10 protein-coding genes are annotated in these 14,626 nt (G+C 68.0%); 5 read left to right on the top strand and 5 right to left on the bottom strand.

The window, feature by feature from the left end; all coding sequences use genetic code 11:
• Positions 1 to 18: 18 nt before the first annotated feature.
• Positions 19 to 618, top strand: coding sequence for a hypothetical protein (locus SLQ31_RS25685; RefSeq protein ID WP_319436968.1), 600 nt, complete (start codon positions 19 to 21; stop codon positions 616 to 618).
• On the opposite strand, the gene SLQ31_RS25680 is transcribed toward SLQ31_RS25685, so the two are convergent.
• A complete protein-coding gene (locus SLQ31_RS25680) occupies positions 602 to 2,101 on the bottom strand; it encodes a dynamin-like GTPase family protein (RefSeq protein WP_319436967.1) in 1,500 nt (499 codons plus the stop codon). The two genes, SLQ31_RS25685 and SLQ31_RS25680, sit on opposite strands and share 17 nt — an antisense overlap.
• 57 nt (positions 2,102 to 2,158) lie before the next feature.
• Between SLQ31_RS25680 and SLQ31_RS25675 the strand changes: the two genes are divergently transcribed.
• Positions 2,159 to 2,599, top strand: a complete 441-nt coding sequence (locus SLQ31_RS25675; protein ID WP_319436966.1) for a hypothetical protein — start codon at positions 2,159 to 2,161, stop codon at positions 2,597 to 2,599.
• Here the strand turns inward: SLQ31_RS25675 and SLQ31_RS25670 are convergent.
• The 3 genes from SLQ31_RS25670 to SLQ31_RS25660 all read right to left on the bottom strand — a co-directional run bounded on the left by SLQ31_RS25670 (position 2,571) and on the right by SLQ31_RS25660 (position 6,290).
• Positions 2,571 to 4,430, bottom strand: a complete 1,860-nt coding sequence (locus SLQ31_RS25670; RefSeq protein WP_319436965.1) for a dynamin-like GTPase family protein — start codon at positions 4,428 to 4,430, stop codon at positions 2,571 to 2,573. The genes SLQ31_RS25675 and SLQ31_RS25670 overlap by 29 nt on opposite strands.
• Before the next feature lie 92 nt (positions 4,431 to 4,522).
• Positions 4,523 to 5,512, bottom strand: a complete 990-nt coding sequence (locus tag SLQ31_RS25665) for an IniB N-terminal domain-containing protein (RefSeq protein ID WP_319436964.1) — start codon at positions 5,510 to 5,512, stop codon at positions 4,523 to 4,525.
• 217 nt (positions 5,513 to 5,729) lie between these two features.
• Positions 5,730 to 6,290 carry an Rv0340 family IniB-related protein gene (locus SLQ31_RS25660; protein ID WP_319436963.1) on the bottom strand — a complete coding sequence of 187 codons (561 nt, stop codon included), beginning with the start codon at positions 6,288 to 6,290 and terminating at the stop codon, positions 5,730 to 5,732.
• Between the two features lie 233 nt (positions 6,291 to 6,523).
• Between SLQ31_RS25660 and SLQ31_RS25655 the strand changes: the two genes are divergently transcribed.
• From SLQ31_RS25655 to SLQ31_RS25645, 3 genes are all read left to right on the top strand, one after another.
• On the top strand, positions 6,524 to 8,428 hold the full coding sequence (locus SLQ31_RS25655) for an Hsp70 family protein (protein ID WP_319436962.1): 1,905 nt from the start codon (positions 6,524 to 6,526) through the stop codon (positions 8,426 to 8,428).
• Between the two features lie 7 nt (positions 8,429 to 8,435).
• A complete protein-coding gene (gene iniR, locus SLQ31_RS25650; protein ID WP_319436961.1) occupies positions 8,436 to 10,931 on the top strand; it encodes an isoniazid response ATPase/transcriptional regulator IniR in 2,496 nt (831 codons plus the stop codon).
• A gap of 149 nt (positions 10,932 to 11,080) precedes the next feature.
• On the top strand, positions 11,081 to 14,110 hold the full coding sequence (locus SLQ31_RS25645) for a heterodisulfide reductase-related iron-sulfur binding cluster (protein WP_319436960.1): 3,030 nt from the start codon (positions 11,081 to 11,083) through the stop codon (positions 14,108 to 14,110).
• Between the two features lie 51 nt (positions 14,111 to 14,161).
• On the opposite strand, the gene SLQ31_RS25640 is transcribed toward SLQ31_RS25645, so the two are convergent.
• Positions 14,162 to 14,626: IS30 family transposase (locus SLQ31_RS25640; RefSeq protein WP_319436959.1), on the bottom strand; the 465-nt coding region annotated here is incomplete at its 5' end.

Below are 14,626 nucleotides of genomic sequence, written 5' to 3'. Positions count from 1 at the left end.
CCGTTACTATCGGAACCCGTGGCACGTGACGGTTCAGACGACTCGAGCAACTACTCCGAGAGTGACCCGACGCAGTACGCGAACTACGGCGGTACCGGCGGCGAGGCCTACAGCGAGTATCAGCAGGCCAGCCCCGGGGTGCCGACCGGTTACGGCGACTACCCGCCGCCGCCCGAGCCCACCCCGTGGTACCGCAAGCCGGCCGCACTCGTCGGCCTTGGCGTACTGACCGCGGTCATCCTGGCCCTGCTGGTCTACGCGATCGTCAAGTTCACCGGCAGCGGTGGCTCCAGTCCAGCGACTACGACGACGACCTCCCCGGCGACCTCCACCTCGGCGGCGACGTCGGCGTCGGTCGCCCCGGAGCCGGGCGTCACGCAGACGGTGACCGAGTCCCCGACCGCGACTTCTGAGGCCCCGGCCACCACGACGACGGAGGCGCCGACCACCACGACGACCACCGAGGCCCCGTCAACCAGCACCAGCACCAGTACGAGTACGAGTACGAGCACCACGGTGTCCACCTCGGTGAGCACGGTGACCGAGACGGTCACCCCGACGACGCGGGAGCGCATCCTGCCGACGTTGCCGTTGCCGCGCCTTAACGGCGGTCAGTAGCCGCGTACATCGCGACCAGCGCCTCGGCGCTGCGCACCGCGGCTCGGCACACCCGGGTAGTGAACGGGTCGTTGAGTGGATGCTCCGAACGGCGGCGCCAGCGTTGGGCCGTGGCAAAGGCGGCGCGCGGCCCGTCGTCCGGTGCTTCTGGGGTGAGGCCCAGCCGGCTCGCGGCATCGGTCCCCGAGCCGCCGATGATGCGGCGCAGGGAAACCATCTCGTCTTCGGTCAAACTCGTTGGGCGCGAACGAAGTTGACTGAGCAGCCGGAGCTCCTCGAACGCGTGGGTGTCGGCCAGCAGCGGGTCGATGTCGGCGATGATGTGCGGCGTCGCGGTGATCGGGTGTAGTTCGACGAACCGGCGCAACGAGACCAGCGCGGTATGTGCCTTGAGTAGTTCGGATCGCTGCGCGAACTGCTGGTCGATCACGTCCCGCAGTGCGACCAGCCCACTGCGTTCCAGTAGCTCGTCGGCAAGCCTGACGGAATCGCTTATCCCCGAACGTATTACCGCGATGGAAATCCGAATGCCGAACATGCCGAACCGGTCAAGCAGCTGAGCCCGGGCCGGCGCGTCGACCGGCAGTGCACTGTCCTCGCGGACGAAGCGATCCACACTGAGCATCGCCTTGTTCAACTCATTGGTGTCGACGGCCGCCAGCTTCTCCAGTGCGGCGAACTCGCTTTGGCGCAGTGTGCGGGCGGTCAGCGCCAACAGGCCCGAGACGGGAACCACCGCCTGGCAGATGCCGGTCCGGTCCAGCTCGCCGGTGAACCGCGTCGCGACGTCCTTGGCCGACAGCATCGCGTCGAGGCGGCCCGCGCCGATCTCGTCGGCCCGGGAGGCCACCCCGATGACACCGAGCGCGCCCGACGACCCGCCGACCAGCTCGCCGATCTGCTTGAGCAGCGCGATATCGGCGGCGTTCAGCGTGCGCAGCAGGAACACCACCGCATCGACCCTGGGCACGCCGTCCTCGGGCACCAGCAGGCGAAGCGTGCGTTCGGAGACATCCCGCGACAGCGACGACGTGCCGGGCGTGTCGATGATGGTGGCGTCGATCAGCTCGGCGGCCGGCCACTCGACGTCGAGGTCGATGATGTCGTTGGCGTCGAGGCGACCGAAGTCGAAGGTCAGGCCGGCCCACCCCGCTGAGCCGCGGGCGATCGGCACGTTGGAACGCCGCCCGCCGACGTGATTGGCGGTCACCTTCGGGGTCGGGCCGTTGCGGAACCAGGTGACGATGCGGGTGGCCTCAGTGGCATCGGTGGGTGCGATGTTCTCCCCCACCAGGGCATTGACCAGAGTGGACTTGCCAGCCTTGAGTGTGCCGGCGAGTGCGATGCGAATCGGCTGGTTCAGCCGTCCGGAGATGCGGTCCAACTCGTTGAACACGTCGGGCCGCTCGCGGTACGCGGGCTCACCCTGGTAGGCGCGACGGGTGCCGCCCAGGATCGCGCGAACCTGATCGCTGGTGCTCATCGAACGACGAGTCTACGGTTCGGCGGCCCCGGCGCATCGCAGCTAGGATCAGCCGCCATGCCCCAGCAGACGACGCCGTGGTACCGCACGGCGGCCGCCACCTCCGCCGCGGGGCTGCTCGGGCTGGCACTGATCGCGATTCTCGTCTACGCCGTAGTGACGATGTCGAGCAAGTGGAGCACCGAAGAGACCGACACTGTCGTGCCGCCCGGCACCTATGTGCCCGAGGCTCCGCACATCGCGGGCAGCTCCAAATCCTCGACCACCACGTCGTACCCACAGGTGCGGCTATCCACCACCGACATCGGGGTGCCCAGCGGGAGCACGACCAGCGGCACGACATCGTCGAGTGCCGAGTCCACGTCGGAGACCCCGCCGGCCGAACGGACCGCTCCGACGTTCCCTGGCACGTTCCCGACCCGCGTCACCAACCCACCAGGAACACGCAATACCCGCCCCGGCCCCCGGCTCAACGAGACTCGGTCGGCCTCGCCCTAGCTGATAGCGCTGCGGGAGAAAGCTTTTCGGCGTTGTCGATCACCTGGGTGAGGATGTTGGCCTGACGCTCGAGTTCGCGGATGCGGTTGTTGCGGTCGGTCTCCTCCATCCGCGCGGCGGCGATGGTGGACTGCAGCGACTCGTTGAGCGAGCGGGTGGTCTGGTTGGCGATCCCGCGGTAATGGTCGCGCAGCTGGCGCTGGACGTTCTTGAGCCGGTCGCGAGACTCCTTGGACACCACGAACAGCACGTCATCGACGAACCGGCGCAGATTGGTCTTCGCCTCGTTGCGCACCCGCAGCATGCGGTTCTCCATGTCCTCTTTGTAGGCCTTGCGCCCGAGGAGTAGACCGGCACCTAGTGACAGCGGGTTGAACATGCCAAGGCCGGCCACCGAGGTGAGCATGCCGAACATCAGCACGCCACCATAGGAGCCACGCATGCTGGTAATCGCCTTGTGCCCCTTGCCGATCGGCTTGGACTCCAGACGCGCCAGCGATTTGAGCCGGCCCACACCGGCACCCATCTCGGCCGCGTTCACCTCCGGCATGTCGACGGCGTCCAGGCCTGCTTCGACGAAGGTCCTGCCGACGTCCTCCGCCAGCGCCTCGGCCCGCTGATAGGCCCACACGAAGTTGTCGCCGACCGCGTTGGCGACGCTGTCCTCCACCTCCGCACCGATCTCCGCCCAGTGCTGGGTGGGGTCGCAGTCGTCGATGACGCTCTCGATGTGCGTGGTGATGGCCCGGAACCGAGCCCGCAGGTCGTGCTCGACATCGGCGGTCAGGTCGGCGATGCCGTCGTTGAGCACCTGCTGCCACAGCGCGGTCTGCTGCAGCGCGTCCTGGGCTTCCAGCTTGCGCCGTTCCAGGTCCTCGGTGAGCCGGCGCGCCTGGTCCGGGTCGCCAAGCGCGGACAATTCGGAGTTCACCGACATGCTGAGATGTTCTGCGGCCGCGCGTATTTCGGCGACCACATGGTCACGCACCAGATCGCTCTCCCGGGACAACACCTTCTCGGAGAGGAAGGCGACGATCGCCGGGAAGTTCGACTCCTCGTTGAGTTCCTTGTCGTTCATCTCGATCGCGTGGCTGCGCAGCAGCGACGACGCCGGGATCAGTGGCAGCGCAAGGCCGGCCCGCTGCAGATGCGCGGTATTGGCGGCGACGATCTCGCGCCAGAACGGGTACAGGTCGGTCTTGGTGGCCACGATCGCGCCGGCCGGGCAGATCTCGTGCGCCTGGCGGATGAACCGCATCTCCGGTTCGGTGAATTCCTGGCTGGTGTCGCTGATCATGAGCATCGCGTCGGCGTCGGGCAGCAGCCCGAGCGTCGACGACAGATGCGGCTGGCCGTGCCCGCCGACGCCGGGTGTGTCGATGAACGTCAGGCCGCCCTTGAGCAACGGACTGGGCGCACCGACCTCGACCCGCAATACCTCCGCGCCCTGCGCCTGCGGCGCGCGGCGGAGATCATGGCGGATGTCGTCGATCGGGATGTCGATCTCCTGCGGTGGCACACCGTCGCCCACCGAGACGATCAACCGGGCAGACGGCTGCTCGGCGTAGCTGATCACGGTGACCAGCGCGGTCGTCTCGTCGTCACCGACTCGGGCCACCGGCATGTTGAGCAGCGAGTTGAGCAGCTGGCTCTTGCCCTGCTTGAGCTGGCCCGCGATCACCACCCGGATCTGCGGGTCGGTGATGCGCTCCTTGGCGACGGCCAGCCGGGCCACCAAGTCGCCACGTTCGTTGAGGTCGGCGATCGCGCTGGTGTGATCGATCAGCTCGACGATCACATTGACCCGGCGCGGGTCCTGCGGTTGCGTCACGTGCCCTCCCAGTACTCGCGGTTACACCGTATGCGCACGAACCGGCGGGGACCTCCAGGACATCCTGGAGACCCCCGCCGTCGCCGGATTGCTCAGAAACCCAACAGGTGATTGCCAGACGCCAGCGCCATGTCGTGGCTGGCGTCGAGGTGGCTGTTGACCAGCGTGGTGTCGTGGCTGGCGTCCAGCGACGTGTGGCTGGACGCGTCGTGCGTCGAGCTGTCGCTGATCGTGGCCTGGTGCACCGAGTTGTCGCTGTGGTCGGTGACCGTGGTCGTGGTGTGCGTGTCGGTCTGGGTGTAGGCCGGCGAGCTGGCGTGGTTGCCGCTGTTCGTCGACGTCTGACTGTCGATGATGGTGATTCCGCCACCACCGGCGTTGCCACCCGAGGCGTGACCGCCACCGAGGCCGATCAGGCTGCCGCCTGCGGACGCTCCGCCGCCGTTGCCGCCGCTGGCGTCGACGTTGTGGAAGACGGGGCCGCCGTTGTCCTTGATCACGGTGCTGCCGCCGGTGGCGGTGGTGCCGTTGTCGTCGATGTGGCTGTGTCCCACCGCGACGTTGGATCCGGTTCCGGCCAGCACATCGCCGTTGTTGACGTCGTTGCCGTTGCCCAGCACCGCGCCGTCACCGCTGACGATGTCGCCGTGGTTGTGGCCGTCGACGACCACGCCGCCGTTGGTAGCGGTGTTGGTGGTCTTGTTGCCGAAGGTGATATCGCCGAAGCCGAGGTTGAAGGCACCCTGCTGGGCGTTGGCACCGGCGTCCTGGTGCGGGCTCAGCAGCGAGGTGTCGGTCTGCGGGGCGAACGTCGGCGACGGCGCGTAGACCGGCTGGAAGGTCGGCTCGTAGGCCGGGGCGAAGCCGTACTGGTTGGACACCGCGCGCTGCAGGCCGACGATCGGGTCGCCGCCGCCGAGCACCAGACCCGGAACCGCCGTGGCGGCGATGCTCGAGACCTGAGCGGCCGACACACCGGCGAACCCGGCGTCGCGCATGGTCTGATCCGGTGCGGCGACGAACGCACGTGCGGCGTCTTCGTTGCGGAACAGGTCGATGATCCAGTCGAGGAGAGTAAGCATTGTCGGGCCTTTCGGTGTGTTCGCCGGTGTCTCCGGCGATCTGGAGATGACGTTATGGACGCCGGCGTCAACCGAAAACGGGGTCGCAACCCCTCTTCGTCGACCCCCCACTAGGGCTCGCTAGGGGTGATTTCCTAGGGGATTAGGGGATCCCTAGGGATGTGCTCAGACATAGAGAAACCCCACGTCACACGGACGTGGGGTTTCCTGGCGGAGATCAGAACAGGTCGAAACCAGAGTGGTCGGCGGCATCGGACGCCGCACCATGGGTGTCATCGATGTGGGTGTGGTTCCAGGCGGTGTGGTCCACCCAGTCCGGTCCGGCGTCGGTGCCCGCGTCATGCTCGAAGCCGACGTCGGTGACCTGCGTCGAAGGATCCGGCAGCGAGGCGTCGATAACGCCGGGATCGACGCCGGGATCGGTGATCAAACCCGGATCCGGGCCGAAATGCTGGGCAGCATCGGTGATCACCGAGTGAGCGTCGGGCACGGCCGCGGAGGGCAGGTGAGCGTCGAACGCGTCGAAGGCGGCCGTCGCGGCCCCGCTCGCCCACACGTTGCCGTCCCCACCGGCACCTGCGCCTGGGCCGAATGTGCCCGCCGAGAGCGGACCGGACAGTGAGTCGGCGACCATCGGAATCAGATTATTGACGTCGGCGCTGGTCACGTCCGGAAGATGCGCATCAGCGATGGCGCCGGCCGGATCCGCGGCATACCGCGCGGCGGCATCGGGATCCCGCACGAGCGACATCACGAAGTCGAGCAACGAGTTTGCCATGGAACGCCTTTCCCCCTAGCTGCGATAGTCACAGTGGAACTTCAGGTACTGCCCAGAATGCTATCGGGCAGCAGGTCCGCCGTGATCGGTGTCGAACCCACCCGATGGGCAGCGGCATTAGGGGGTCTGACCTTAGGGGTTTCGGCGACGTTAGGGGATTGCTGCCGGGTTTTGGCATGGGCAGCACTTAAGGTGAACACGGCCGCCGACGCGGCGGCGAAGGGATGTGTGAATTGAGCGAATCGCTGGGGTTGTCGATCGGCGCGACCAACCTGGGGGCAGCGCGCCCGGGCCGGCAGCCGGTGACCCGCCGATCGGTGCTCACGTTGTGGGCCAATCGGCCCGCCGAGGTCGGTGTCCCTTCCCAGAATCCGGAGTTGACGAGCCCGAACCTCACCGAGGCCGGCCAGGTGTTCCGCGGGTTCGTGGAACGGGTGGGCGATCCGGTGCCACTGGTGGCGGCCGACGGTTCGCCGCATCGCAGCGACGATCTGATCGCCGAGGCGCTCGAGGCGATGACCCGGGCGGTCGACGATGGCTCACCCCCGTCCAGCCTGGTGATCGCGGTTCCGGCGTACTGGGGTCCGGGAGCGGTCGGATCGCTGCGCGCTGCGCTGCGCACCAGGCCCACCCTGTCGCCCAACGGTGTACCGCCGGCGCTGATCTCCGACTCGGCGGCCGCGCTGGCCGCCCTCCACGCTGACCCGGGGTTGCCCGACCGTGGCGTGATCGCACTGTGCGACTTCGGCGGCAGCGGCGCCAACATCACCCTCGCCGACGCCGGAGCCAACCTCCAGCAGATCGGCGAGACGGTGCGTTTCGCCGAGTTCTCCGGCGACCAGATTGACCAGGCCCTGCTGACGCATGTGCTCGCGGGCATTCGCGACTCCGCCAACCTCGACCCGGCCAGCACCAACGCGGTCGGCGCGCTGACCAGGTTGCGTGACGAATGTCGGCAGGCCAAGGAGCGGCTGTCGTCTGAGACCGCGACCGTGGTGCCGGTCGAACTGCCCGGCTTCCGCTCCGACATCCGGGTCACCCGTCCGGAATTGGAAGCCCTGATCGCCGAGCCGCTCGCCGGATTCCTCGATGCGCTCGGAGACGCGCTGGAACACAACAGGATTCCGGCTGTCAACCTGTCCGCGGTCGCCACCGTCGGCGGTGGCGCGGCGATACCGCTTCTCACCCAACGACTTTCCGAAGAGCTACGCGTTCCGGTCATCACCACACCCCTGGCGGGTCTCAACGCTGCCATCGGCGCCGCGGTGATCGGCGCGAGCGATGGCGCCCCGGATGCGCCGACGGGCATGGCGGTCGCCGCCGCCGACGCACCGACCGGCCTGGCTCCGGCGGCCTGGGCGGTGGGCACCGCGGGAGCGGCCGCCACCGAGTCGGCGACCGACGGCTCACCGTCGGCGACGTTCCGCGCGCTGGCCTGGTCGCAGGACGATGAGCCCGGGTCGGAGCCGGTGCCCTATTCGGGCGAGGACTACACCTTCGACTACGCCCAGCAGGCACAGGGCGCGAGCGGTCCCCGCCCGATGATCGAGTTCGAGCAGGAGGACGCCAAGACCGAGCTGGTCGACGCGCCGGTGCCGTGGTACCGGCGCCCGCCGTTGTTGTTCGGTATCGCCGCGGTTCTCGCGTCGGTTGCGGTCGGCGGGCTGGCGATCACCTTGACCAGTTCCGACAGCACCCCCACCACCACGACCACCCGGGTCACCAAACCCGGCGAGCAGCCCGCCGACGTGCCGGCCACGAGTGTCATACCGGAGCAGACGGTTACCGTCACCGGCTCGGATGGAAACCCGACCGAGTCGACGATCCCGGCGACCACCGTCGTGCCGACGACCACGACGACGACTGAGCCGACCACGACGACCACGACCACCTCGCCGACGACAACGACGACCACCACCACCACCACGACGACGACAACCACCACGACCACCACACCCCCGACGACGACCACGACAACGCCACCACCGACCACCACGACGCAGCCGCCCACGACCACCACGCAGCCGCCCACGACGACGGTGGCCCCGCCGACCACCACCGTCGCGCCGCCGACGACCACCGTCGCCCCGCCGACGCGCGAGATCATCACCGGCGTGACGCCACCTCCGACGAACTAATCCGATGGTGGCCGATCCGACTGCGGTGCACAGCATTTCGCCGATCGCCAGGGACGCGGTCAGCGGACTGGGATCGGTTCCGGTCAAGCTGTTGGTGACCGGCGGCATCGGCACGGGCAAGAGCACGCTTCTGGTCGCCGCCCGTGATGCCTTGCGCGACGCCGGTGTTGCCGTCCTGACCCGGCCACCCGCGCCCGGCGATCCCGCGGATGCGGCCGTGGTCGTCGACGATGCCCATCTGCTGAGCGGCGCGGAATTACGTCAGCTCACCGAGCTGGCCGGCGACCCGTCCTCGACGGTGGTGGTGGCGGTACAGCCGCGCGACCACGACGAGGACCTGCAAGCGCTGATCACCACGATCGAGCGCGAACAGCCACGAATCACGTTGGCGCCGATGTCACCTGGTGAGCTGTCCCGGACGATGACCGATCCGTCCGGGCATCCACCCCGCACCGAGTTGGTCACCAACATTCTCGTCGCGACGGCGGGAATCCCGTTTCTGGTCGATGCCGCGCTGGCGTCGGCTCGCCCCTATTCGGCCGGATCGATCGCGCAGGCCGCGGTGTTCGCACTCATCGACCGGTTACGCAGGCTCGGCGAACCTGAACTCGACGCGTTGCTGATCGCATCGCTCAGCCGTGACCTCGGTGCTGCTGATCTGGCTGCGGCACTGGATATTCCGGGCGACGAGGCTCGGCTTCTGATCGACCGAGCCCGAGCCACCTGGCTGGTCGAGCCCGCGCACAGTCCGCACTTCCTGCGTTCGGTGCACCGCGCGACCGCACAGATCCTCGGCAACGCCCGCCATCACGACATCGAGACGGCGCTGCTTCGCTCGCAGATCGCGATGTCCACGCTCTCACCGGATCTCGCGCTTCGACTGGCCGAGCACGGCGTGCGCGACGAGCAACTGGCCGACGTCCTGCGACGGCAGGCCAGCGGCGGGCGCACCGACCCCGCCTCGGCCGCTCAGCTCTACCGCGCCGCGGTCGACGCCGGTGCGGTGGAACTGCGTGCGCAACTGGCCGATTCGCTGGCACTGGCCGGCGAGTGTTCGGATGCCGCCAGCGAGGCGGACGATCTGCTCACCTCCGAGGACCCCGCCGAACGGGCGGCGGCCGTGCGGGTGGCCGCCAGCGTGGCCATGCACAACGGCAACTCCGCACAGTCCGCTGATCTGTTCGGCTGGCTGGGGCCCTACCCCGACGCGTCCGTGAGCGCCGCGGCGGCGATCGTGCTGGCCGCGACCGGCGATGCCGCCGCGGCCGAACGCGCGCTGGCCGTGGACAGTTCCGGCCCGCCGACCGCGGCATCTCGCGGCGCCCGCAGCCTGGCGGAGGGCCTGCTGTCGACACTGCGGGCGCCGTACTCGACTGCGGCGGTCAAACTCGGTGCGGCCATGGCTGCGGAATATTCGGCGGCTCAGGTGCTGCCGGACAGCCCCGCGGCGTTGGTCACGCTGGCGGCATTGCACGGCGGTGATCCGGTCCGCGCGCGCAGCGTCATCGCCAGGGCGGTGCGCACCGATCGGGACACCGACGACCCGCTGTACGGACACCGGCACCGGCTTCTGTTGGCCTGGACGAAGATGCAGGACGGTCAGCTGGCCGCCGCGGCCTCCGACATCACCGGCATCGACGGTTCGTACCGCCGCGACGCGCTGTGGTCGGCGGCTCTGCGCACCGCGTTGGCGCGCCGCGGTGGCGACGCCGGCGCACTGCACAAGCATTGGTATGCGGCGATGGAGGTGCTGGTCGAGTATTCGGTCGATCTGTTCTCCCTGCTGCCGCTGGGTGAACTGTGGGTGGCGTCGGCCCGGATCGGCCAGCAAGACCGGCTGATGCCCGCGCTCGAGCAGGCCTTCGCGCTGCTCGATTCGCTGGGCAATCCGCTCACCTGGTCAGTGCCGCTGCGCTGGGCGGGCGTGCACGCCGGGATCCTGGCCAACGATCCCGCGGCGGTGGCCCCGCACGGGCAGGCCCTGACTGCGGCCGCCGCGCACAGCCCGTTCGCCAAGGCGCTGGCCGTGGCCGGGCGGACGTGGCTTCGGGTGCTGGCCGGGCAGGTCGACGCCGACGAAGTCGCCGTCGCCGCTCGAGGGCTGGCCCAGTTCGGCCTCACCGCGGACGCCACCCGTCTGGCCGGGCAGGCGGCGCTGCAGACCTCCGACCCCAAGGTGTCCGGGTTGATGTTGCAGGTGGCCCGGGATTTGAAACTGTCGGTGGGCGACAGCACGAGCGACGACGGGCAGCCCCAGACACCCGAGCCCGGCGGGCCGGCGGCGGCCGGCGGTCGGGCGATGTCGTCGCCGCTGTCCGACCGAGAGCGCGAGGTGGCCGAGCTTCTGTTGCTGGGCATGCCGTACCGCGATATCGGCGCGCAACTGTTTATCTCGGCCAAGACCGTTGAGCATCACGTCGCACGCATTCGGCGTCGACTCGGTGCGGAATCCCGGTCGGAAATGCTGTCGATGTTGCGGGCGATCTTGACGCCTGAAAGCTGAGACGTCGACCACTCATGACCCTAGTTAGGTCAGCCTTTGTAGCGCCGTTAATAGCCGGGATGCAACTATGAGCTGGATTTGGAGTCAAGTTACTGGTCGGTAACTTGTACTAAGTTACCATTGGGTAACTTACGACAGGGAGGCAGTCCGTGAGCGCTCTCGACTGGGGCAGGCTGGTAGTCGGCCTGCTGGCCACCGCCATCGTGTTGGTCTTCGCCGCACGCCGCGTGCAGTTCTTGACCAACCTGATCCGGTCGGGTCAGCCGATCAGCGACGAGAGCGGCCGCAAGGACGACATCCCCGCTCGGATCAAAGCGCAATTCACCGAAGTCTTCGGGCAGAAGAAGCTGCTGAAATGGTCGATCCCGGGCCTCGCGCATTTCTTCACCATGTGGGGCTTTTTCATCCTCGGCTCGGTCTACCTCGAGGCCTATGGCGTTCTGTTCAATCCGGAATTCCATATTCCGCTGGTCGGCCAATGGAATGCGCTCGGGTTCCTGCAGGACTTCTTCGCTGTCGCCGTGCTGCTCGGCATCATCGTCTTCTCGATCATCCGGCTGCGCTCCGAGCCCAAGGACTACGGCCGCGATTCGCGGTTCTACGGTTCACACACCGGCGGCGCCTGGCTGATCCTGTTCATGATCTTCCTGGTCATCCTGACCTTCGCATTCTTCCGCGGCGCCTCGGTCAACGCTCTCGGCGAGGACTTCCCCTACGGCTGGGGCGCGTTCTTCTCGCACGGCATGGGCGTGCTGCTGGCCCCGCTGGGCCACACCGCCAACGTGTGGATCGAGACCATCTCGCTGATGGGTCACATCGGCGTCATGCTGGCGTTCCTGCTGATCGTGCTGCACTCCAAGCACCTGCACATCGGCCTGGCCCCGATCAACGTCACTTTCAAGCGGCTGCCGAACGGCCTGGGCCCACTGCTCCCGGTCGAATTCAAGGGTGAGCCGATCGACTTCGAGGATCCCGCCGAGGACGCCATCTTGGGCCGCGGCAAGATCGAGGACTTCACCTGGAAGGGCTACCTCGACTTCACCACCTGTACCGAGTGCGGTCGCTGCCAGTCCCAGTGCCCGGCGTGGAACACCGGAAAACCGTTGTCTCCCAAGCTCGTCATCATGAACCTGCGCGACCACCTGTTCGCGAAGGCGCCCTACATCATCGGCGGTAAGCCGATGCCCGATGGCGAGAACGAAGCCGAGCAGATCGTCTCCACCGAGGGTGGTTTCGTCGAGTCCAAGCACGACGAGCACGAGCACGTGCCGGAGTCAGGCTTCGAGCGCGTCATGGGGTCGGGCCCCGAGCAGGCCATTCGCCCGTTGGTCGGCACCCTCGAACAGCTCGGCGTGATCGACCCCGACGTCCTGTGGTCCTGCACCACCTGCGGTGCCTGCGTCGAGCAGTGCCCGGTGGATATCGAGCACATCGACCACATCGTCGACATGCGCCGCTACCAGGTGATGATGGAGTCCGAGTTCCCGTCCGAGCTCGGTGTCCTGTTCAAGAACCTGGAGAACAAGGGCAACCCGTGGGGGCAGAACGCCTCCGACCGCACCAACTGGATCGACGAGGTCGAGTTCGACGTCCCGGTGTTCGGCCAGGACGTGGACAGCTTCGTCGGCTACGAATACCTGTTCTGGGTCGGCTGCGCCGGCGCCTACGAGGATCGCGCCAAGAAGACCACGAAGGCCGTCGCCGAACTGCTGTCCGTCGCGGGCGTGAAGTTCCTGGTCCTGGGCACCGGCGAGACCTGCACCGGCGACTCGGCACGGCGCTCGGGCAACGAGTTCCTGTTCCAGCAGCTGGCCTCGCAGAACGTCGAGACGCTCAACGACCTGTTCGAGGGAGTCGAGCGGGTCGACCGCAAGATCGTGGTGACCTGCCCGCACTGCTTCAACACCCTGGGCCGCGAATACCCGCAAGTGGGCGGCAATTTCACGGTTCTGCACCACACCCAGCTGCTCAACCGCCTGGTGCGGGACAAGAAGCTGGTCTCGGTCAAGCCGGTCGGTCAGGACATCACCTACCACGACCCGTGCTACCTGGGCCGGCACAACAAGGTCTACGACGCACCCCGTGAACTGATCGGCGCGTCCGGCGCGAAGCTGACCGAGATGCCCCGCCACGCCGACCGTGGCCTGTGCTGCGGCGCAGGCGGTGCGCGGATGTGGATGGAAGAGCACATCGGCAAGCGCGTCAACACCGAGCGCACCGAGGAAGCCATCGACACCGGCGCCTCCAAGGTCGCCACCGGCTGCCCCTTCTGCCGCGTGATGATCTCCGACGGTGTCGACGACGTCGCCGCCGCGCGCGACATCGAGAAGATCGAAGTGCTCGACGTCGCGCAGCTTCTGCTGAGCTCGCTCGACCTGAGCACGGTCACGCTGCCGGAGAAGGGCACCGCTGCCCGCGAGGCTGAAGCTGCCGCGGCGGCAGCACCGGCCGAAGCACCCCCCGCGCCCAAGGCGGAGCCCGAGCCGGCTCCCGCCGCCGAAACCGCCACGGCCGCTGCTGCGGCTCCCGCCGCCGAGGCACCCGCGGCCCAGCCCGTCAAGGGGCTCGGTATCGCGGGTGGGGCCAAGCGTCCCGGCGCGAAGAAGGCCGAAGCGCCTGCTGCCGAAGCCCCGGCTGCTGCGGCTCCTGCTGTCGAGGCTCCCGCTGCTCAGCCGGTCAAGGGACTCGGTATCGCGGGCGGGGCCAAGCGACCCGGCGCGAAGAAGGCCGCTGCTCCTGCCGCGGCAGCACCTGCCGCTGAGGCACCCGCCGCGGAAGCTCCTGCTGCCGAGGCACCGACTGCCGCCGAACCCGTCAAGGGCCTGGGCATCGCCGCGGGCGCCAAGCGACCCGGCGCCAAGAAGGCTGCCGCTCCGGCGGCCGCCGCACCTGCCGAGGCACCTGCAGCTGAAGCGCCGGCCAAGGCTGAGCCCGTCGCGGAACCGCCGGTCAAGGGTCTCGGCATCGCTGCCGGCGCCCGTCGTCCGGGCGCCAAGAAGGCTCCGGCTGCGGCACCCGCTGCCGAAGCCGCCGCACCCGCTGCTGAGGCTGAAGCCGAAGCTGAGCCGGAAGCCGCAGCGACGCCTGAGCCTGCCGCGGCGCCCGAACCGAAGGCCGAGGAGCCGCCGGTGAAGGGTCTAGGGATCGCCAGGGGCGCACGCCCACCCGGTAAGCGCTAGGCAGCAGCTGCCCGCGAGCCTGTAGTTAGCGACACCGCTACTCGGGCGGATTCAAGGAATGATTGCAACAGTGGACTCTGTCGGGGGTGACAGTAGTCTGTCGAGGACTTCGGCGGGGTTGTCCCAATCGAAGCGTTTGCGTGGTCGTTCGTTGAGTTCGTCGGCGACTTCAGCGAGGTAAGCCGCGGAGTGCACGGATAGGTCAGTGCCTTTCGGAAAGTATTGCCGTGCCAGGCCGTTGGTGTTCTCGTTGCTCCCGCGTTGCCACGGAGAATGCGGATCGCAGAAGAAGACGTCGATGTCGGCGTCGATGCTGACCCGGCTGTGGTGATGCATTTCGATGCCTTGATCCCACGTCAGTGATCGGCGCAGCGCGTCGGGCAGTGTCTGGATCACTGCGGTCAAAGCGTCAGCGACGGTGGCGGCGTCGCGACGTTGGGGCAGGTGCACGAATTGGACGAATCCGCTGGAGCGCTCCACGAGGGTGCCGATCTGAGATGCCTGGTTTTTACCGAT

The sequence above is a fragment of the Mycobacterium sp. RTGN5 genome (genome assembly GCF_033804465.1).
In the GTDB taxonomy this organism is placed as follows: domain Bacteria; phylum Actinomycetota; class Actinomycetes; order Mycobacteriales; family Mycobacteriaceae; genus Mycobacterium.
The sequence above is the reverse complement of the archived record's forward strand: the minus strand, read 5'-3'. Positions and strand labels throughout refer to the sequence as shown.

Coding starts and splice junctions, on each gene's coding strand:
- SLQ31_RS25660 (WP_319436963.1), bottom strand. CDS start 6,290: ATGGCAAACTCGTTGCTCGACTTCGTGATGTCGCTCGTGCGGGATCCC.
- SLQ31_RS25675 (WP_319436966.1), top strand. CDS start 2,159: ATGCCCCAGCAGACGACGCCGTGGTACCGCACGGCGGCCGCCACCTCC.
- SLQ31_RS25680 (WP_319436967.1), bottom strand. CDS start 2,101: ATGAGCACCAGCGATCAGGTTCGCGCGATCCTGGGCGGCACCCGTCGC.
- SLQ31_RS25665 (WP_319436964.1), bottom strand. CDS start 5,512: ATGCTTACTCTCCTCGACTGGATCATCGACCTGTTCCGCAACGAAGAC.